This window comes from Acidobacteriota bacterium (genome assembly GCA_030949985.1).
In the GTDB taxonomy this organism is placed as follows: Bacteria; Acidobacteriota; Polarisedimenticolia; order J045; family J045; genus JALTMS01.
On sequence record JAUZRX010000026.1, the window covers coordinates 20267 to 39479 of the forward strand.

The 19213-nt window shown below is 69.7% G+C and carries 15 protein-coding genes; 4 read left to right on the forward strand and 11 right to left on the reverse strand.

Going from position 1 to position 19213, the window contains the following annotated elements; all coding sequences use genetic code 11:
- Positions 1-43: 43 nt before the first annotated feature.
- From Q9Q40_07950 to Q9Q40_07965, 4 genes are read right to left on the reverse strand one after another with little or no spacing between them, the layout of a single operon-like run.
- Positions 44-778, reverse strand: a complete 735-nt coding sequence (locus tag Q9Q40_07950) for a hypothetical protein (protein ID MDQ7007151.1) — start codon at positions 776-778, stop codon at positions 44-46.
- Positions 779-804: 26 nt separating this feature from the next.
- Complete coding sequence (locus tag Q9Q40_07955; protein ID MDQ7007152.1) at positions 805-1797, reverse strand: sigma-70 family RNA polymerase sigma factor; 993 nt, start codon at positions 1795-1797, stop codon at positions 805-807.
- The gene (locus tag Q9Q40_07960; GenBank protein MDQ7007153.1) at positions 1794-2729 is read right to left on the reverse strand and encodes a PD-(D/E)XK nuclease family protein; all 936 of its coding nucleotides are present in this window, start codon (positions 2727-2729) and stop codon (positions 1794-1796) included. Before Q9Q40_07960 ends, Q9Q40_07955 begins: the two co-directional genes overlap by 4 nt.
- On the reverse strand, positions 2722-3138 hold the full coding sequence (locus Q9Q40_07965; GenBank protein MDQ7007154.1) for a (deoxy)nucleoside triphosphate pyrophosphohydrolase: 417 nt from the start codon (positions 3136-3138) through the stop codon (positions 2722-2724). Before Q9Q40_07965 ends, Q9Q40_07960 begins: the two co-directional genes overlap by 8 nt.
- Positions 3139-3344: 206 nt before the next feature.
- Here Q9Q40_07965 and Q9Q40_07970 point away from each other — a divergent pair, with 206 nt between their 5' ends.
- On the forward strand, positions 3345-3842 hold the full coding sequence (locus tag Q9Q40_07970; protein ID MDQ7007155.1) for a hypothetical protein: 498 nt from the start codon (positions 3345-3347) through the stop codon (positions 3840-3842).
- 9 nt (positions 3843-3851) lie between these two features.
- Here the strand turns inward: Q9Q40_07970 and Q9Q40_07975 are convergent, their stop codons facing one another.
- The 7 genes from Q9Q40_07975 to Q9Q40_08005 all read right to left on the reverse strand — a co-directional run bounded on the left by Q9Q40_07975 (position 3852) and on the right by Q9Q40_08005 (position 13144).
- Positions 3852-5726 carry a tetratricopeptide repeat protein gene (locus Q9Q40_07975; GenBank protein MDQ7007156.1) on the reverse strand — a complete coding sequence of 625 codons (1875 nt, stop codon included), beginning with the start codon at positions 5724-5726 and terminating at the stop codon, positions 3852-3854.
- A 175-nt stretch (positions 5727-5901) separates the two neighbouring features.
- Positions 5902-7017, reverse strand: coding sequence for a glycosyltransferase family 9 protein (locus Q9Q40_07980; protein MDQ7007157.1), 1116 nt, complete (start codon positions 7015-7017; stop codon positions 5902-5904).
- A gap of 10 nt (positions 7018-7027) precedes the next feature.
- The gene (locus Q9Q40_07985) at positions 7028-7726 is read right to left on the reverse strand and encodes an HAD-IA family hydrolase (protein MDQ7007158.1); all 699 of its coding nucleotides are present in this window, start codon (positions 7724-7726) and stop codon (positions 7028-7030) included.
- A gap of 72 nt (positions 7727-7798) precedes the next feature.
- Positions 7799-9274 (reverse strand): hypothetical protein, encoded by a 1476-nt coding sequence (locus Q9Q40_07990; protein ID MDQ7007159.1) that lies wholly within the window; start codon positions 9272-9274, stop codon positions 7799-7801.
- Between the two features lie 91 nt (positions 9275-9365).
- Positions 9366-9995 (reverse strand): DUF4126 domain-containing protein, encoded by a 630-nt coding sequence (locus Q9Q40_07995; GenBank protein ID MDQ7007160.1) that lies wholly within the window; start codon positions 9993-9995, stop codon positions 9366-9368.
- Complete coding sequence (locus tag Q9Q40_08000; protein ID MDQ7007161.1) at positions 9992-11581, reverse strand: amidase; 1590 nt, start codon at positions 11579-11581, stop codon at positions 9992-9994. Before Q9Q40_08000 ends, Q9Q40_07995 begins: the two co-directional genes overlap by 4 nt.
- Positions 11582-11632: 51 nt before the next feature.
- Positions 11633-13144 (reverse strand): mercuric reductase, encoded by a 1512-nt coding sequence (locus Q9Q40_08005; GenBank protein ID MDQ7007162.1) that lies wholly within the window; start codon positions 13142-13144, stop codon positions 11633-11635.
- Positions 13145-13360: 216 nt separating this feature from the next.
- On the opposite strand from Q9Q40_08005, the gene Q9Q40_08010 reads away from it, so the two are divergent.
- Genes Q9Q40_08010 through Q9Q40_08020 form a run of 3 tightly spaced genes read left to right on the forward strand, consistent with a single transcriptional unit; the run spans position 13361 to position 19169 of the window.
- Positions 13361-14755: a TolC family protein gene (locus tag Q9Q40_08010; protein MDQ7007163.1), complete on the forward strand. Its 1395-nt coding sequence runs from the start codon at positions 13361-13363 to the stop codon at positions 14753-14755.
- The gene (locus Q9Q40_08015) at positions 14752-15825 is read left to right on the forward strand and encodes an efflux RND transporter periplasmic adaptor subunit (protein MDQ7007164.1); all 1074 of its coding nucleotides are present in this window, start codon (positions 14752-14754) and stop codon (positions 15823-15825) included. Before Q9Q40_08010 ends, Q9Q40_08015 begins: the two co-directional genes overlap by 4 nt.
- The gene (locus Q9Q40_08020) at positions 15822-19169 is read left to right on the forward strand and encodes an efflux RND transporter permease subunit (GenBank protein MDQ7007165.1); all 3348 of its coding nucleotides are present in this window, start codon (positions 15822-15824) and stop codon (positions 19167-19169) included. Before Q9Q40_08015 ends, Q9Q40_08020 begins: the two co-directional genes overlap by 4 nt.
- The last annotated feature ends 44 nt before the right edge of the window (positions 19170-19213 follow it).

Consider the following 19213-nt stretch of genomic DNA (forward strand, 5'->3'; position numbering starts at 1 on the left):
CGCGGTGTCAAACGCTCTCGTAAGCCGCCGGGAGGGCCAGCTTTCACGGGCGCTTGGAGGAGAAATTCAGCATCACCTGGGTCGGCCCGTCTGCGGCCTCTGTGGCGATCACCTGGAGGCTGCGATTCTCGTCGGAATCCCTGGCCTCGAGGGTCATCACGCGGGTTCCCGCGCCACCCAGAGCCGTCGAGCTGACCCGGAAGGTCGCCTTCTCGAGCTGTTGCCGATAGAAGTCGATCACGGCACCCGCGTCGTCCTGCGTCCGGAATGGCAGGGCTCCGCTCGAGGAACGGTCGTCGCCCCCGGTCATGTAGCCTTCCGGGTCGGATCCCGGGTAGCGGGGAATCCATTCCGGCACCTGCTCCCAGTACGCGGCATCTCCCCAGCTCATCTCTCCGTCGTCGCTGGAGAGGGTCAGCGAGCTGTCGCCGCCCTGCACGGTCACGGCTCCCTCCTCGCCGGAAAAGACGAGCTTGCCCTGGGAGAGATCGGAGAGATCCACGGTCAACTCCTCACCTGTCTTCGTGTTGCGCACAGTGAGGGTGCCGGCCTCCTTGTCGACCTCCATCAGCTCCAGTTCGGGATTCAAACGGATCGCCGCGGCCGCCGCCGTGATTGCCGGATTGTCGGAGAACTCATCGAGACCGGCCTTGACCTTGCTCGCCACGAAGAAGCCCGCACCGAGCATCAGCAATCCGGCCACGACGATCAAGCCGCCGCAACCGATACCGATCCATGCCAGAGGATGCAGCCCCCGTCGCTTCGCCTGCTCGCCCATCGCCTCGCCCTTTCTTCAGTGCGGGTTCAGAGAGACACATCTTCGCCGAGTTGCTCGCGCAGGTAAACCGCCAGTTTTTTCTTCAGCTTGTTCTCGGCCTGGCGCATCGCCTCGCGGGTCACGCCGAAACGGTCGCCCAGCTCCTGCAGGGTGAGAGGTTCATCAGCAGCGAGGCGCAGCTCGATCAGCGCCCTGTCGCGCTGAGTGACGGTCTTCTTGAAGGCCTCCAGGGCCCGGTCGACCTTCTCGCGCAACTCGGCGACGGAAACCTGCTCTTCGACGGAGACCTGCTCGGCCGGCAGCACGTCGCCGAAGGTGCGACCCGCATCTTCGCCCAGGGGCGCGTCGACGGAGACGTCCCGGGAGGACAGGGCCTTGTCCACCTCCACCACGTCTTCTTCCGTCACCCCGAAGCGCTCGGCCAGCAGCTTGGGTGTGGCCTGGATCCCTTCGGCGGCCAGCTTGCGCTGCTCCTTGCGCAGGTTGTAGAGCAGCTTGCGGCGGGCGTTGGTCGTACCGACCCGCACCAGGCGGTGGTTGTCGAGCAGGTACTTGAGCATGTAGGCCTTGATCCACCAGGCGGCGTAGGTCGAAAAGCGCACCTTCTGCTCGGGGTCGTAGCGCTTGAGCGCCTCCATCAGGCCGATGTTGCCCTCCTGGATCAGGTCCCAGACGTTGCGGAAGGCCCGCCGGTACATCAGCGCCAGCTTGACCACGAGTCGCAGGTTGGCGGTGATCAGGCGGCGGGCGGCCTCCGCATCGCCCCGTTCCCGGTACCGGCGGGCCAGGTCCTGCTCTTGAGCCGGGTCGAGTTCTTCCACCCGGCGCACCTCCTGGATGTAGCGGGCGAGAGGATCGACGCTGACGGGCAGGCGCTCCTGGTTGACGGGGACCAGCGCCGTGCTCGTCTCGGGCTCGGCGGCCGGTTCCTCGACCAGGTCCTCCGCGACGGCCTCGAAGGCCTCGCCCTCGACGGAGGCATCCAGGGGGGGGTCGGGAGGCGGGGAGCCGCTGATCATGCTTCGATCGATGCCTCCGGGCAGATGCCACGGAAATTGCAGCGCCGGCAGCGCCACTCCTCGGGTGCGGCATCGAAATTCCGTTCGCCGGCGACGTCCTGCGAAGGGTCGTCGAGCAACGAGAGCATACTGCGGATCGACGCTTCGATTTTCTCGTTGGCCTGCTCGATGACCGCGTCGTCGACACGGCACCACTTCTCGGGATCGGGCAGGCGCAGGTAGACCTCGCGCACCGCCAGCCTGGCGAGGGGCGCGTCCCAGGTCCGGTGCGCATACGATGCGTAGCCCGTCATCTGCAGCGGGTTGTCTTCGTTGATCCGGCGACCGGTCTTCCAGTCGACAATGTTCACCCGGCCCTCCGCGTCCCGGTAGGCCAGGTCGATCTTGACCCACACACCGACACCGTGGAAGTCCCACTTCTGCAGGTCCTCGAGGGCCAGCAGGGCGCCGTTGTCGAGGGCGCGCACCGTCTCGAGATAGTCCAGCCGGACGAAGTCCCGCACCATCGACTCGGCATCTTCCGCCGCCTGCTTCCACTCCCGGGGCGAGGGCTCCGGGCCGTATTCGTGCTCGTGGAAGCGGGTACGCCCCTTGTAGTTGCGCTCCTTGCGGGCCAGGTCGTCACGACTGTCGACATAGTCCCGACGCATGCCGTCGAGCATGGCGGCCACGGCGGCGTCCACGTCGATGACCCCACCGCGGCGCGCGGTCCGCAGCAGGCGCTCGATGGTGTCGTGCACCTGGGAACCGACCCACATCGGCACCGTAGTCATCGCCCGCAGGCGCCGCGCCTCGGCCGAGCGGCCGGGGTCGGCGTCGGAGACCTTGCCCAGCGCCAGGTAGTAGTGGAAGAAATAGGCGCGCCGGCAGTTCTCGAAAGTGCCGTGACGCGAAGCGGACCAGGAGAAATCGTGGGGGACCTGCTCAAACACTTCCGGCTCCTTCCTCCCGGCGGCCGAGCAGGGCCACGACGGGATCGTCGGCGGGCAGCAAAGGAAGCTGCTTCATCTCACGGGGTGTGAACCACCCTACCTCGGCGACCTCCAGCGGCCGCGCTTCACCCTGGACGACGACGGCCTCGAGAAAATGCAGCCGCACCCGGCGCTCGGGGTAGTCGTGTTCGAGCCGGCAGATCTCACGGCCGGCCTGCACCGTCAACCCGACCTCCTCGGCCAGTTCCCGTTCGAGGGCCTGGGCGGGATTCTCGCCGGCCTCCACCTTGCCCCCCGGAAACTCCCAGTAGCCGGCCATGTGCGAACCCGCGCGGCGCCGGGTGAGCAGGTAGACCTCCCCACGGCGAATCACCGCCGCCGCCACGATGATCGTCTCGAGTCCGTCCACACCAACCCCCGATCGGAACGATGGTAGCCACAGCGCCAGGTCGCTGCCAGCCCCTCCCGCAGCGCCCGGGTCCCCGCGGAAGAGGAATCCGGGCGCAGTTTTCGTCCTCTTCGAAAGAATTTATAGCCGAACGGGAGGGTTCCTCGTACCTTTGGGGTCACTCGACGCGGCAGCGGCGCTGCGGCGGTCACGGTCAAGGAGCCTCGATGCCGACCCACGTCATCATCCAGCCCGACCCCTACCTGGTTCCGGCACTCCTCCTCCTGACAGGGCTGGCGGGTCTTCTCCTGGCTTCCATCCGTGGCCGCAGCGCTGCCACCCGGCGGCGCATGGTTCGCGCCACCTGGGGCCTGCTGGCGGTGATCGCCATGGTGGCCTCGGCGACCATGGCTTTCCACCGCTCCCAGCTCTTCTGGGAGATCACCTGGCAGGAGCAGAGCAGCACCCTGGTCCTCGATCGCCCCCTCCCCCTCGGCCAGGTGCAACTCGATCCAGCCGAGGTGGCGAGCGTCACCGAGTTCAGCGCCGTGGAGCGCGGCCTGACCGGCAAGCGGCGCGCGGTGCGCTTCCAGGTCCGCACCAAGGACGGCGAGAGCTACTGGAGCGCGCCCCTCTACGGCGAGAACGCGGTGGACACCACCCGCCTGGCCCTGCTCCACGCCACCCGCGGCCGTCTTCAACGCTTTCTGGTGGGCGTGCCCTGACGGCAAGGGTCAGCGCGTTTCCTGCACGCCTCGCTCCAGCAGCTTGCGCGCCGCCTGGGCCTCACCGGAAGAGGGCGCCAGGGCGATCACCTTGCGCAGGTGCTCGAGCCCCAGGTCGGCCCGTCCCAGGCCCAACAGCAGGGCTCCGTACTGGTAGTGGGCCTTGACGTAGCGCGGATTGATCCGAATCGCGGCCCGGAAACCGCTGAGGGCCGCGTTGGTCAGCCGGGCCCGCTCCCGCAGATCACGGGCCTGCCGGGCCCGGCGGAGCTGGACCAGCGCCAGGTTGTAGGTAGCGGTGGCGTAGCGCGGCACCTCCTCGAGAGCGCCCTCGAGAGCCCGGCTCGCCTCCTCCAGCTTGCCGAGGCGAATGTAGGCCGAGCCCAGGTTGTTGTAAGCCTTGGAGCGACCCTCGGCGTCGCGGTACTGCTGGAGAGCCAGCTTGTACTCCTCGATCGCCTTCTCGGTGTAATCCATCTCGTTGTAGGTCAATCCCAGGTGAAGGTGGGGCAACCCTTCGCCGGGCGCCTTGATCACCGCATCCCGCCAGAAAGCCAGGTTGTTCTGCCAGACCTTCTCCCGCTCCAGGGTGGCCCGGGTCATCGGCACGGCGACCAGCACGCAAGGGAGCAGCACCGCCGCCAGCGCCGGCACCGGCCTGGCGCCCAACGGGGTGAGGGCCACCACCCGGGCGAGCAGCAGCGGGACGAGCAGGCAGAGCCCCACGCTCGGCGCGTAGAGGTAACGCTCGGCGAGAGGCGTCTCGGAAATGCGAAAGGCCACGATGGCCAGCGAAGGGGCCAGAAAGGCGAAAAACACGCCCAGGGCGACGAGCTCTCCCAGGCCGGATCGGCGTTGCCGCGAGAGCACCGCCCAGACCGCCCCGCCGGCTCCGAGCAGGAGCACGACGCCGGCCAGTGTCCACCACCCCCCCGGCACCAGGGTGATGAACGCGGACTGGGGCGCGGGCCAGAAGAACTTCTTGAAGTACCAGCCGAGCGCCCCGAAGAGCGCCCCCACGGAAGCGCCCGAACTCTTGAGATGCCCCGCGTCGATGGCTTGCGAGCGCAACAGGAAGTACACGCCGCCGGCAGCCGCGAGGACCAGCCACCGCGGCAGGAAGAAGCCGACCCAGCCCACGCCCCGGGGCGCGGCCTGTTTCTCCCGGGCCAGGCGGCGTCGCTCGGCGCGGGTCAGGCCTTCCGCGGGGGCGGCGGCCCTCTCCGGCCGGGGCAGGAGCAGGTCGAGAGCAGGGAGCAGCAGCAACGCCCCGACACCGGTCTCCTTGCACAGCATCGCGGCCAGGGCGAACCCCCCGGCCGCCACCAGGTCGGGCCACCGGCCCCTCCGGTGGTGCCGCATCCAGGTCAGCAGGGCCGCGACGAGAAAGATCGTACACAACACGTCGGCCCGGCCGGCCATCCAGGACACGCTTTCGACGTGAATCGGATGCACCGCGAACAGCAGGCTCCCGCCCAGGGCGGCCCCCAGGCCCAGGGCCTGATCGAGGCCCGAAAGCGCGACGAGCCGAAGGCCCAGCAGGAGAACCAGCACACTGGCCAGGGCATGGTAGAAGATGACCGAAGCGTGGTAGACCCGCTGTCGCGCCTGATCGCGTTGTTCGAGGGGCCAGAAGCGCGTAGCGATCGCCTCATCGATCTGATAGCTCACCACACCCAGGGGGCGATAGTAATGGGTACCGAACTGGGGGATGCTCTTGGGCGGGTCGAAGACGTTGGCCAGGGAGTCGAAATACGGAAGCTGCCGCTGGAAGACGATGGGATCGTCCCAGATGAACTCGTTGTCGAACGACGGCCGGAAAGCCGCGACGGCAACGAGGGCCACCAGCAGGGCGGCCAGGACGACGAGCAGGCTGCGATTCACGGGTTGCATCTCCTCGCGGCGGGCCGGCGACCTCCGCGCCGATGGCGGGACCGCCCGACGCCACTGCTGGCGGCCGCGCGGTCCGGAGCGGCCATAGGTTACGTCCTCCGGGACGCCCGAGAAAGGGCGCCGGCCGGAGACAGACCCGGACCCCGCGGCCGAAACCCCGGCCCGGCTAGACCGGGGCCTCTTCCGAACCCCGTAGTTGCTCGAGCACCGCTTCGTAGACTTGCCGCGGCGTGATGCCCATCATGCAGGCGAGTTGCTGGTTGCAGGGCGGCGTGTAGCCGTAGCGGGTGCAGGGCGAACAGGGAACGGGGGTGCGAATCGTCCTGAACCGGCTCCCGGGCGGGCCCCACTTGGCATGCACGCCGGGGCCGAAGAGATGCACGGTGCGGGTGCCGACGGCGTAGGCCAGGTGCAAGACGCCGGAATCGGCGGAGATGTAGACCTGGGCCCGCGCTACCACCGCCGCCGCCTGGGCCAGGCTGCATCGCCCGGCCAGGTCGATCGCTCCCGCGCCGGCCACCGCAGCGTGAATCTCCCGGGCCGCGGCGCCATCGGAGGGCCCGCCGAGGATCACCACGCCCAGGCCGTCGTCGACCAGCATACGGGCCAACTGCCCGTAACGCCGCGGCGGCCAGCGCCGCTGCGGGATCGAGGCCCCGGGATGAATCACCGCGATGCGCCGGGCCTTCAGCGGCTCGAGAGCCTGCTCGGCGAAGGCCGCGGCCTCCGGGGCGACGGGATAGAACGGCTGCTCGGGATCCCACTCGGGCAGGCGGCCCGTCGCCTGGCGTGCCAGGTCGAGAAAAGACCTGACCTCGTAGACCTCGTGGGAGTAGTCCACCACTTCGGTCAGGTGTCGACGGCGACGATTCGTGCCGAAGCCGATGCGACGCGGCGCCCCGGTCCAGCGGGCCACCACGGCCGAGAGGTGATGAAACTGCTCGGTGTCGATCACCACGTCGTAGCGCCGCCGGAGCAGGGCCAGAAGGTCCCGGGGAAAGCGATCGTAGAGAAAGATCCTGTCGGCCAGGCCCGTGGGCTGAATCACACCGAGGTTGCGCCGCTCGAGGAGCAATTCCAACTCCGCCCCGGGCCAGCTCTGCCGGAGAGCTTCGAGCATGGGGATGAACAGCACCGCGTCACCGATGCCGCCGGGACGGATGACGAGCACGCGCCGCGGTTCGTCTCCCCCCCCCGGGGAAGGGGCGGAGCGGGGCCACAGGCACAGCAGCCGGCCGAGGACCGCATCGGCGGCCTTGAGCATGTCAGCCTTGATCGACACGGCAGGCAGTCTACTCCCCGCCGAGGAGGGCCGGGAGAGCCGCCAGGGACGCGATGCGCACGGCATCGCAGTCCTCGTGAACGCCCCAGGGGTCGATCAGCACCGCGGGCAGACCCGCCCGACGCGCGCCTTCCACGTCGAAGGCGGGGACATCGCCGACGTAGAAAGCCTGCTCGGCGCCGACACCGAGGCGCCGGAGAGCGATGGCGAAGATCTCCGGATCCGGCTTGGCCACACCCACCAGGTGGGAATCGACCACGGTCTCCAGCCACCGGGACAGCCCGGCCGCCCGCAGATCGGCCTCCACCTGCCCCTCGGCGTTGCTGACCACCGCCAGGCGGCGGCCCGAGCGATGCAGTGCCTCGAGGGCCCACCCCACACCGGGCAGGGGGCGGCGCCAGAGCCCCTGCCGACGATTGGCCGACCACAGGGCCTCCAGGGCGGCGGGAATCGCCCCGGGCTCCAAGCCGGCCCCCGAGAGCACCCGGGAAAAATAGCCGTCCCACAGCTCGCGGGGCGTGAGCCGCCGCCGGATCGCCTCGTCCGCCCAGCGACGGGCCCTGGCCTCGGCAAGTTCCAAGGCCTCGTCGGCAAGCCTTGCTCCCGCCGGACCGACCGCGCCACGAACGGCGTCGTAGTCCAGACCGATGAGGGTCCCCCCCGCATCGAGAAGGATGACGTCTTTGGCCGCCAGGACGTCGAGACTCACGACCGCTTCCCTGCTCCACCGATCGGACGGAACGGTCTCGAGGGGGCCGCCACGCGCCGACCACGCACGACTTCAGCGGCTCCAGACTTCCAGGCGGGAGTCATCGCCGACATCGACCAGCAAGGTGATCGGCGGCCGCTGGCCCCGCAGGGCCGGCACCGGGCGCCGGCCGCTCTTACGGTCTTCCAGGTCGCATCCGGTGACCTGCACCCGGTCGCCGGCGGCTTCCGCCTCGCCGGACACGCGTACGCGACAAGGAGCGGCCAGCGTCACGCGCCCGCTGGAAGCACCGGACAGGCGCAGTTCGGGACGGGCGCGCGGCGCTTCGAGGTCGAGGTCCACTTCGCTCTCGCCGGCCTCGACGCGGAGTTTGCCGCTGATCTCGCTGATCTCGATGACGGCGTCGCCCGCCTTGAGTTCCACCTCGAGCGCCGCCCGCAAACGCAGTTCGCTGCCGGTGACCCGGGCGCGGACCTTGCGCACCACGTCGCGCACCCTCGCGGAAGAGCCGGAGTCCAGGTTGATGTCCAGGACATCGTCCAGGTTGGCCGCTTCGATCGTGGTGCTCTCCTTGCCGTTCAGGTCGACCCTGCCCGCCACACCATCGATCTCGACTCGGCCCGCTTCGAGATCCAACTTCAGGGCGCCTCCATGCTCGACGACCTTCACGTCGTGGTCGGAGCCACGAATCGCCAGCGTGTCGTCCCCGGTGGCGGACTCGCGCACATCGAAACGCCCATCGGCCCCGTCGAAGCGCAACGAGCCCGCCCACCCCTCCACGCTGACCAGGGCGTCGCGCACCGTCGCCTGGACGCTTCCTCCACCACCGGCGAGCAGCAACTCCCCTCCCGTCAGGGTGGCGGCGATCCGCTGCTCGCCGCCTTCGACCGCATAGCTCGCGTTTTCACCCTTCAGGTGCAGGCTGCCCCAGTGGCGCCGCACGCCGACGGTCGTGGATTGCTGATCGAAAATGAAAGGGCCGCGGCAGTCATCGAGCGAGATGCGGTTGTTGGCCCCGACCAGGCTCGCGCCGGAGATTCTCTCGAGAGTCAGGTCGGAATCGCTCACGGAAAGGAGCAGCCGGGACGCCACGCCCCCCGGCCTGCGGGCCCGGGCGGTTTCGAGAACCGACTCTTCGGCCAGCGCCTTCCGTTGCTGCTCTTCGAGTTCCATCCGGGCATCCGACAGAGCGATCGAAAGGTCGGATCCGTCGATACGCAAGGACTCGCCGGCTCCGAGCACCAGCGTCACGTTGAGCGGCGGCGCGAGGGCCTCGTCACCGTGGGGTCGGCCGATGCGCAGCCCGCTCTTGCCGCCCTCGAGCAGCACGAAGCCCTCGGTGTCCTCTCCGTTGAGCGCGTCCTCGATGGTCATGTGCGATGCGGCGCCGGGGTCGATCCGCACGTCCACGCGGCAGGACTCCAGGTCGAGAACCAGGCGGCTGTCGGTCAGGGGACGGTCCACAGGCAGGGGGACGGCCTCCCCGTACGCCGCGAAGCCGCCGAGGCCCAACAGGCCCAGCAGGAGAAAAAAGCGCGAAATTCCCATGCACCTCAATGTACCGCCAATCCTGCCCCGCCTCCACCGAGCCCGGGGCGGAGCACCGTGGATTCTTCCCTGGCGGCCCCGGCGACGGCCGTCAGTCCCGCCCCAGGTCCCGCTGCAGGCGACCGACGCGGCGATAGAAACGCCGCAGCAGGTAGATCGTCAGCCCCACGCCGAAGACGATCAGCGCCACCGCAACGACGCTGGCCAGCACGGCGAGAAGCGATCCGACCAGGGCCGCCACGTCTTCGAAGAAGGAGATCAGCGGGGAAGCCAGGCCCCCGGTACCGAGGGTCGAGAGCACGCGAATCTTGGATTTCCCCAGGTGGATCCCACCGGCCACCGTCCCGCCCAGCAGCAGACCCACCACGGCCGCCGGCAGGGGGTCGAGTTCCCGCAGGGAAGCGGCGACCACCAGCAGCCCCGCCAGGGGACGCACCGCGGTCTCGACCGCGTCGAGCAGGTGGTCGATCACCGGCACCTTGTCGGCCAGGGTCTCGAAGACGACCGCCGCGCCGAAGACCACGAGGGCCGGCGTGCTCGACAACCACCCGAAAGACGGATGCAGCGTGAACGCGCCGCCGAAGATCAGGTCCGTCGCCCCCAGGCGTACGGCCAGACCGAGCACGAAGGGGGGCAGAAAGGCTCTCAGCCCGCAGCAGGCCGCGAGACTGACTCCCGCCAGCACCTGCCCCAGCACTCCGAGCGTGCCGATCTCGGTCATGGCGACGCCTCACCGGCGGCTTCGGCGACCGGACGCAAACTGCCATAGGCGCGGGCGATGTCCACCAGGACGGGCTCGCTGAGCGCCCCGCCGATGATCGACAGGCCCACCGGAAGTCCGTGGACACGTCCCATGGGCACGGTGAGATGGGGATACCCGGCGATCGCCGGGTAGCTGGACAGGCCGCCGAGGTAGTGGTCACCATCGACCAGGTCGATCTTCCAGGCGGGAGCCGTGGTGGGAGCGACCAGGGCGTCGAGTCGATGCCGGGCGATCAGCCCGTCGATGCCCTCCCGCCGGGTGGCCCGCCGCACCAGATTCGACGCCTCGATGTAGGTCGGCTCGGTCAGCTCTCCCCTGGCCAGCGCTTTCTCGAAAATCTCCTGACCGAACCAGGGCATCTCCTCGGCGGCGTGCTTCCGGTTGAAGGCCACCAGGTCCTCGAGCGTGAGGGCCGCCAGGCGCGGGTCGGGAAGCGTCGCGAGGTAGGCGTCGAGGTCGTGATGGAACTCGTAGAGCAGGACCTCGTAGGAGGCCTCGGCGAAACCCTCGGGAGGCTCGAAGCCGAGCCCATCCACGATCTCGGCGCCCGCGGCGCGCAGATCTTCCAGGGCCTGCTCGAAAAGCCGGTCCACCCGGTCGTGGTAGCCGGTCGCCGAACGCAACACCCCGATTCGCCGGCCGACCAGCGAACCCGGGGCGGCTCCCCGGACCAGCCGCCAGCCGCGAGCCTGCTCCGCGAGGGCTGTGACCGGATCGTGGGGATCGGCGCCGATCATCGCCTCGAGCAGCAGGGCCGCGTCCTCAACGGTGCGTGCCATGGGCCCGGCCGTATCCTGGCTGTGCGAGATGGGGACGATGCCCCGCCGACTGACCAGCCCCACGGTGGGCTTGATCCCCACCACGCCATTGACCGACGCGGGGCAGACCACCGACCCATCGGTCTCGGTCCCCACCGCCAGCGGAACCATGCCGGCGGCGACGGCCGCCGCGGAGCCCGAACTCGACCCGCAAGGCGAGCGGGTCGGATCGTGGGGATTGCGGGTCTGCCCGCCCACGGCGCTCCAGCCACTCGACGATCGCTCCGAACGGAAGTTGGCCCACTCGCTGAGATTGGTCTTGCCCAGGATCACCAACCCGGCCTCCCGCAGGCGGGCCACCAGGGGCGCGTCGCGGCCCGTGACGTTCTCGCGCAAGGCCAGGGATCCCGCCGTGGTCGGCAGGGGACCCGCGCTTTCGATGTTGTCCTTGAGCAGTACGGGAATACCGTGGAGCGGACCCCGCACACGGCCGTCGCGCCGCTCCGCGTCGAGGACGCGAGCCTGCTCGAGGGCACCGGGATCGGTGGCGATGACCGCGTGCACTTCGCCGTCGAGCGCCTCGATGCGGGCCAGGCACGCGGCGACGATTTGCTCGGAGGTGACCTCGCCCCGCTCCAGCATGGCGGCCCACTGCGTGGCACTGCGGGCCGCCGGCGGAAGGGCGTCACGCCCCGCGGACTCGACGTGGTCCGTCCCGGCGCAGCCGAGGGTCAGAAGAAGGCCGAAAGCGACTTCTAGGAGCAACAGCGGGGGCGACAGGCGCATGGCGTATCCTCCGGGCCGAGCATAGCAGCCCGCCCCGGCAGGCAGTGGCCCTCACCGGCGGCGCCAGGCCAGCCACGCCGCGAAAACCCGCCGCAGGCGCGGCGTCAGGCGGGTGCGGTTCCAGGCGTCCCCCACCCGGCGCAGCACCTCGCCCTGGGTGGGGTAGGGGTGAATCGAGCGGGAGAGGGTCGCCAGACCGGCACCGGCATGCAGCGCGACACTGATCCCCGAGATCAGCTCTCCGGCCCGCGCCGCCACGATCGTCGCACCGAGGATGCGATCGCTTCCTCCGCGGTGATGGACCTTGACGAAGCCTTCCGTCTCCCCGTCGAGCACCGCGCGGTCCACGTCGGCCATCGGCACCCGGACGGTCCTCACCGGCTCCCCACGCTCCCGCGCCTGCTCGGCGGTGAGTCCCACGTGAGCCAACTCCGGGGAAGTGTAGGTGCACCAGGGCATGACCAGCGCGCTGGCTTTCTCCCGACCGGCGAACAGGGCATTGCGTACCACGATGCGGGCCATGGCATCCGCCGCATGGGTGAACCTGTAGCGCGAGCAGATGTCGCCGGCGGCGAAAATCGCCCGGTTGCTGGTGCGCAGCCGGTCGTCGACGACCACTCCTTGCGGTCCGGATTCGACTCCCGCCGCCTCGAGGCCCAGGCCCTCCACACGGGGCACACGGCCCACCGCGACGAAAATCCGATCCACTTCCACCTCACAGGAGCGGCCATGGCTCCGCACTGTCAAACGGGGTCCACCGGAGCCGGAGACGACCGCCAGGTCCTTCCCGCAGCAAAGCAGGCGAACGCCATCCCTCTCCATGGCCGCCTGCACCCACGCGGCCGCCTCGCGATCTTCCCGGGGCAAGATCCCGTGGCCGGTCTCCACCAGCACCACCTCGCTGCCCAGCCGCGCGAAGGCCTGGGCCATCTCGCAGCCGACGGGACCCGCTCCGATGACGCCCAACCGGCGGGGCCGCTCGGTCAGCGAGAAGAGGGTCTCGTAGGTCAGGTAGCCCGCCGACTCGAGACCCGGTATCGACGGAACGGCGGCGCGGGCACCGGTGGCGATGACCGCCCGCGCAAAATCCAGCCGCGTGCCGTCCACCTCGACTCGCCGCGGCCCGACGAAGCGCCCCTCGCCGAAGAAGACATCGATGCCCAGTTCACGGAATCGCTCGGCGCCGTCGTGAGGCGCGAGCCGGGCTCGCAAGCGCCGCATGCGCTCCATCACCGCGCCGAAGTCCACCTCTCCGGCCACCGCGTCCGGCAAGCCGAAACGGGACGCCCGCCGCGCCGCCGCGACCGCGCGAGCGCTGCGGATCATCGCCTTGGAAGGCACGCAACCCACGTTCAGGCAGTCGCCACCGAGCCACTTGCGCTCGACCAGGGCGACCCGCGCGCCCAGGCCGGCGGCGGCCGCCGCAGTGACCAGGCCCGCGGTACCCCCACCAAGCACCACCAGGTTGTACCGGCCACGGGGCTCGGGATGGACCCATCCCGGCGGGCGAACGCTGTGGGCCAGGGCCAGGTTGTGCTGATCGAGGGGCTCGAACGCGGCCATGCCGGCGGGGGTCGCCGGGTCATCGGAGGACAGGGACATGGGGGTACCACCTTTCGGGTCGACTCCGCTCGCGGCGGAAAGACCTACGATTCCGCGCGCCGCCCGCAGGTTTCCCGCCCGGCGACCGCTGGTCCCGGCTTACCGCCCTCTCGTGCGCGGCTCGTCGCCCACCCGCGGACCGCGTGCTATGTTGCGGGCCTCCCGGGGATGGCCAAGATGCAAATCCGCTCCTGCTTGCTGCTCGTCGCCTCGCTGGCGGTTGCGGCACCGGCCGACGGCACCGACGGCAGCCGGCCCCCTTCCACTCTCGACGGTCGCCAGGCCGTGGCCCTGGCCCTGGCGAACCATCCGCGGCTGCGGGGCCAGCGAGAGCGCCTGGCCGAGTTTCGGGCCCTGCGGGGCCAGGCTCTCTCCCGCGCCCTGCCCCAGGTCGACGCGGGCCTGTCCACCGTGCGCAGCCGGGATCCGGGCCTGCTCAACTCGCCGAACTTTTCTTCCCTCGCCGACGGCGGCGACGGCCTGCCCGGCTTCGACGCCTCGTTCCTCCGGCCGATCCCCGTCACGCTCTACGACTACCGCCTCAACGTGGAGCAGACGATCTACGCCTTCGGACGCATCAGCGCCGCCGTGCGGGCCGCCGCAACCCGCGAGGAGCAGATTCGGCTGGAGATCCGCGCCGCCGAAATCGAGACCGCCCGGCAGGTGGTCACCGCCCTCTACGACCTGGCGCTGGCCGAAGCCCGCCTCGAGGTGCTGGCCGCCGAGCGCGCGGCGCGGGAAAAGCAAGTCGAACAGGCCGAGGACTTCCTCGACATCGGCACGGGCACGCGCCTGTCCCTGCTTCAGGCCCGCTCGGCCCTGGCCGCCCTGCGTCCCCGGGAAATCGCGGCCCGCGGCGAAGTGGACACGGCCCGGGTGCGACTCAACGAGGCCCTCGGACGCGGCGCCCTGGAACCTGTCGAGACCACCGGGAGAGAACTCAGCGACGCGCGACTCCCGGAACTGCCGCCCCTGGACGCACTGCTGGCGGCGGCGGCCCGGCGACCGGATCTCGCCGCCCTGCAGACCGAGCGGAAAGCCCTGGACCACGAACACCAGGTCTGGCGCGCCGGCCTGCTGCCCGACCTGAAGTTCAGCGGCTCGTGGGGCATCAGCACCATCTTCACCGAAGAACTGCTCAACGCGGACTTCTCCAGTTGGAACGCGGGCGTCTTCTTCGAGTGGACCCTCTTCGACGGCCGCCAGACCCGCTACAAGCTGGCGGAGCTGCGGTCCCGGAAGCGACAAAACGAGTGGAGCGAAAAGACACGTCTCGGCGAGATCGAGCGCGACCTGGCCCGGGCGGCGGCGGAGTACCGGCGGGCCCGCATGGCGGCCGACGCGGCCCTGGACTCGGTGGCACTCGCCGAGGAGACCCTCCGGGTGGCCCAGGCCAACCACGCGTGGGGAGCCGCCACCACCCTCGACCTGCTGCTCGGGCACCAGGGCCTGCGCGCCGCCCGTTTCGAGCAGTTGACGGCGGTGCACGACGCCCTGGTCGCCCTGGCCGATGTTCACGCCATGGTGGGCCGACTGCCCTTCCAGCCCCTGCTCGAGGAGGCGTCCCGATGAAAACCGCCCTCGCTGCCGGCGCCCTGCTCGCGTTGTCCGTGCTGGCCGCCTGTCCCTCCTCACCCGAATCCGCCACGGCGGCCGCGCCCCTGCCGGCGCCGAAGACCGCCGATCACCGGGACACGCGCATCCGTGTCCGCACCCTCACCCTGGCCCCCGCGCCTTTCGAAGAGTTCCTCGACGTCAGCGGCACCCTCGAGCCGGTCAAGGACGCCCTGGTGGCTTCGGAGATGGGTGGCCTGGTGCGGGAAGTGCTCTTCGAAAAGGGCCAGGCGGTACGCGAGGGCCAGGTCCTGGCCAGGGTGGGCGACGACCTGGCCGAGGCGCGCCTGGACCAGGCCCGGGCCGACCTGATGGCCGCCGAGGCCAACTACCAGAAGACCAGCCGGCTCTTCGAGCGCCAGGCGGTCCCCCAGCAGGACCTGGTGGCGGCGACTTCCCGGCGCGACCGGGCGCAGGCCGTGGTGCGGGAGATGGAAATACGTCTCGAGCGGGCGGTGATCCGCTCACCCCTGGACGGTATCGCGGCCGACCGCCGGGTGGATCCCGGCGAGGTCATCGCCCCGTCCACGCCGATCGCCCTCGTCCAGCGCCTCGACCCGCTGAAGGTCGCCTGCCGGGTTCCGGACACGGAGATCGGCTGGCTGCGCCGCGGAACCCCCGCCCGGGTGACCATGGACGCCTGGCCCGACCAGGTGCTCGAGGCGCGAGTCGGCTACGTGGCAGAGTCGGCCGGCGCCGAGCCGCGCTCCTTTCTCGTCGAGGTGGAACTGCCCAACCCGGGGCGACGCATGATCCCCGGCCTGGTGGCACGGGTGCAGTTGCTGCGGCGTCGGCTGGAACAGGCCCTGGTGATCCCCATCGACGCGCTGGTGACCACCGACACGGGCCACGTCGCCTACGTGGTCGAACAGTGTCGGGCACGGCGGATTCCGGTGGCGATGCGAGCCGTGGCGGGCGACCGGGTGCTGGTCGACGGCGGCGGACTGGACTTCGGCATGCGCCTGGTGGTCGACGGCCAGCGGGATCTCGGACCCGGCCGGGAAGTCATCGCGGAGGGCTGCGAGTGAGCGGCCTGACCGCACTGGCTCTCAAGCGCCCCCTGACGATCTACGTGCTGATGGCCATCGTGGTTCTGGCCGGGCTGTCGACCTACATCGCCCTGCCCCGCGAGTCCTTCCCCGAAATCAAGATCCCGCTGATCCTGGTCAGCACCTCCTATCCCGGCACGGCCCCTTCCGACATGGAAAGCCAGGTCACCCGCAAGATCGAGCTGGAACTCAAGGGGCTGTCGGGACTCAAGGAGCTGCGCTCCACCTCCTACGACGGCAACTCGGTGATCGAGGTCGAATTCAACCCGGAGGTCGATCTGGACACCGCCCTGCAGAAGGTGCGTGAAGGCGTCGACCGGGCCCGGCCCGAGCTGCCCGAAGAGGTGGACGACCCGACCCTCACCGATATCGACTTCTCCCGGACACCGATCATGATCGTCACCCTGGCGGGCGATTTCGGCATCGATCGCCTCAAGCAGATCGCCGACGATCTGAAGGACGAACTCGAGGCGATCGCCGGGGTCAACCTGGTGCGGATCGTGGGCGGCCGGGACCGGGAAGTGCACGTCTTCGCCGATCCCCAGCGCCTGGCGGCCTACGGCCTGGGCCTGACCGACCTGGTGGAGACCATCGCCCGGGAGCACCTGACCGTGCCCGGCGGCGACGTGGACCTGGGGCGGCTGAACTTCCTGGTGCGCATTCCCGCCGAGGTGCAGCGCCCGGAAGACATCGGCGCCTTCGTCATCAGTGTCCAGGGCGGGCAGACGATCCGCGTGCGGGACGTGGCCCAGGTGCTCTACGGCTTCGAAGAGGAGACGACCCGGGCCCGGCTCAACGGTCGGGCGGCCATCTCGATGACCGTGGAGAAGCGTACCGGGGCGAACATCATCGAAGTCGCCCGCAGGGTGCGCGAGCGGGTCGACGCCCTGCGCCGAACCCTGCCCGCCAGCGCCGAAGTCGAAGTGGTGGCCGACCAGTCGGAAGACATCGAGGCGATGGTGCGGGAACTCGAGAACAACGTGCTCTCGGGCCTGGCGCTGGTACTGGCCGTGCTCTTCGTGGCCATGGGCTGGCGCCCGGCGGTGATCGTCGCGGCGGCCATTCCCTTCTCGATGCTGATCTCCTTCCTGGTCATCGCCGGACTGGGCTACACCCTCAACATGGTCGTGCTCTTCTCGATGGTGCTGGTGCTGGGCATGCTGGTGGACAACGCGGTGGTCACCGTGGAGAACATCTACCGCCACCGGGAGTTGGGCGACTCGGCCCTCGACGCCGCGCGGGCGGGCACCTCCGAGGTGACGATGCCGATCATCGCCTCGACAGCCACCACTCTCTGCGCCTTCGCACCGATGCTGGTCTGGCCGGGCATCATCGGCGAGTTCATGAAGTACCTGCCGGTGACCCTGATCATCGGCCTGTCGTCGAGCCTCTTCGTCGCCCTGGTCTTCAACCCGACCATCGCCCGGGGACTGCTGACCGCCCCGCGATCGTCGGGCAAGAGCGCGCCGTCGCCGGGTCGGGGCCTGGCGCTCTATCGCCGGGCGCTCGTCACCGCTCTCGACCCCGGGCCGGAAGTCCGCTTCTTCTTCCTCCGCAACTGGCTGTTGCTGGGGGTCTTCTTCGCGGGTCTCGCCGCATCCACAGCGCTGCTGCTGGCGGCCATGCTGCTGGGCTTCGAGCCTCCGGCCGCCCTGATCGTCGTCCCCGCCGCCGTGGCGGCTGGCGCGTTCGCGCTCCAGGGTCTCGCCTGGCTGTTCTCGCTCCCCGCCCCGTTCTTCGGCCGCCGCACCTGGATCACCGACAACCGGGCCCGGGTGCTCTATTCCATGGGCCTGCTGCTGGTGGGGACGATCCTCGCCTACGGCGAACTGGGATCGGGAACCGAACTGTTCCCGGACCCCGAACCCCGCGCGATCTGGATCGACTTCGAGTTCCCCCCCGGCACCAACCTCGAGGCCCAGGACGCCCTGGTACGCCGCGTGGAAGCCCTGACCGCCGATACGGCCGACCTGGACGACATGGTGACCAACGTGGGCTCGACCGGGATCGCCCTCGAGCCGGGTACGGGAGGCGGCGCCTCGAACCTCAGCCGCATTTCCCTGAACCTGCTCAAGTACCACGAGCGCCGCCAGAGTTCCCTGCTCACCCTCGAGCAGGTCCGCAGGACAGTCGCCGGATGGACCGGCGCCCGCATCACCATCGACCGGCCCCAGGAAGGCCCACCGACGGGCAAACCCGTCGAACTGCGACTGATCGGCGAGGACTACGAAGCCCTGGCCGACCTGGCCGACCGGCTGAGGGATCGACTCGAAACCCTGCCGGGCCTGTACAACGTGGACCACGACTTCGACCCGGGCTATCCCGAGTTGCAGATTCACGTGGACCGGGAAGAGGCCGTTCGGGCGGGAACCCATACCCAGGAGGTGGCACTGGCGATCCGCACGGCCCTGGCCGGCACCGAGGTGGCCAAGTTCCGCACCGGCGAGGACGAGTACAAGATCACCGTGCGCTTTCCGCCTTCCCGGCGGCGCAGCGCCGACCCCATCGCGGATCTCGCGGTGATCGATGAGCAGGGCAAAGTGATCCCCCTGCGCAGCCTGGTGCGGGTGGAGGCCACCGCGGGTCCCGCCGCGATTCGCCGCGTCGATCTCAAGCGGGTCATCACCCTCGAGGCGGACGTGGATCACGCTGCGGGCTACCGCGATCCGGATCTCCGCCGGCAGGTCGCCGAGGTGATCGAAACGATGGAAGTTCCCCAGGGGGTGCGCTGGGAATTCGCCGGCTCGAACCAGGAAGAAGAAGAATCGAAGACATTCCTCTCCCGGGCCTTCGTCGTCGCCCTGCTGCTGATCGGCCTGATTCTCGTCACCGAGTTCGATTCCCTGGTCACCCCCCTGACGATCCTGGTCTCGGTGATGCTCAGCCTGATCGGCGTCCTCTGGGGCCTGATCGTGACGGGCATGCCCTTCGGCATCATCATGACCGGCATCGGAGTGATCTCCCTGGCGGGGATCGTGGTCAACAACGCCATCGTTCTCTGCGACTTCATCTTCCAGCAACGCCGGCAGGGCGCCGGCCGCCGCGAGGCGATCGTGGCGGCGGGGCTGACCCGCCTGCGGCCGGTTCTGCTGACGGCGGTCACCACCATCCTGGGCCTGATTCCCCTGACCACGGGGATCAATTTCGACTTCTTCAGCGGCGAACTGCTGCTGGGCGGCGAATCCTCCGACTGGTGGGGACCGATGGGGGTCGCGGTGATCTTCGGCCTGGCGGCGGCGACCGTCCTGACCCTGATCGTCGTCCCGGTGACCTACGACGTGCTGGCCGGGGCGGTGGAGTCCCGCCGACCCCGCCGCCCCTGAGTTGGCAACAACGCCGGAGCGGGAGACAATGCGCTCCGGCAGGG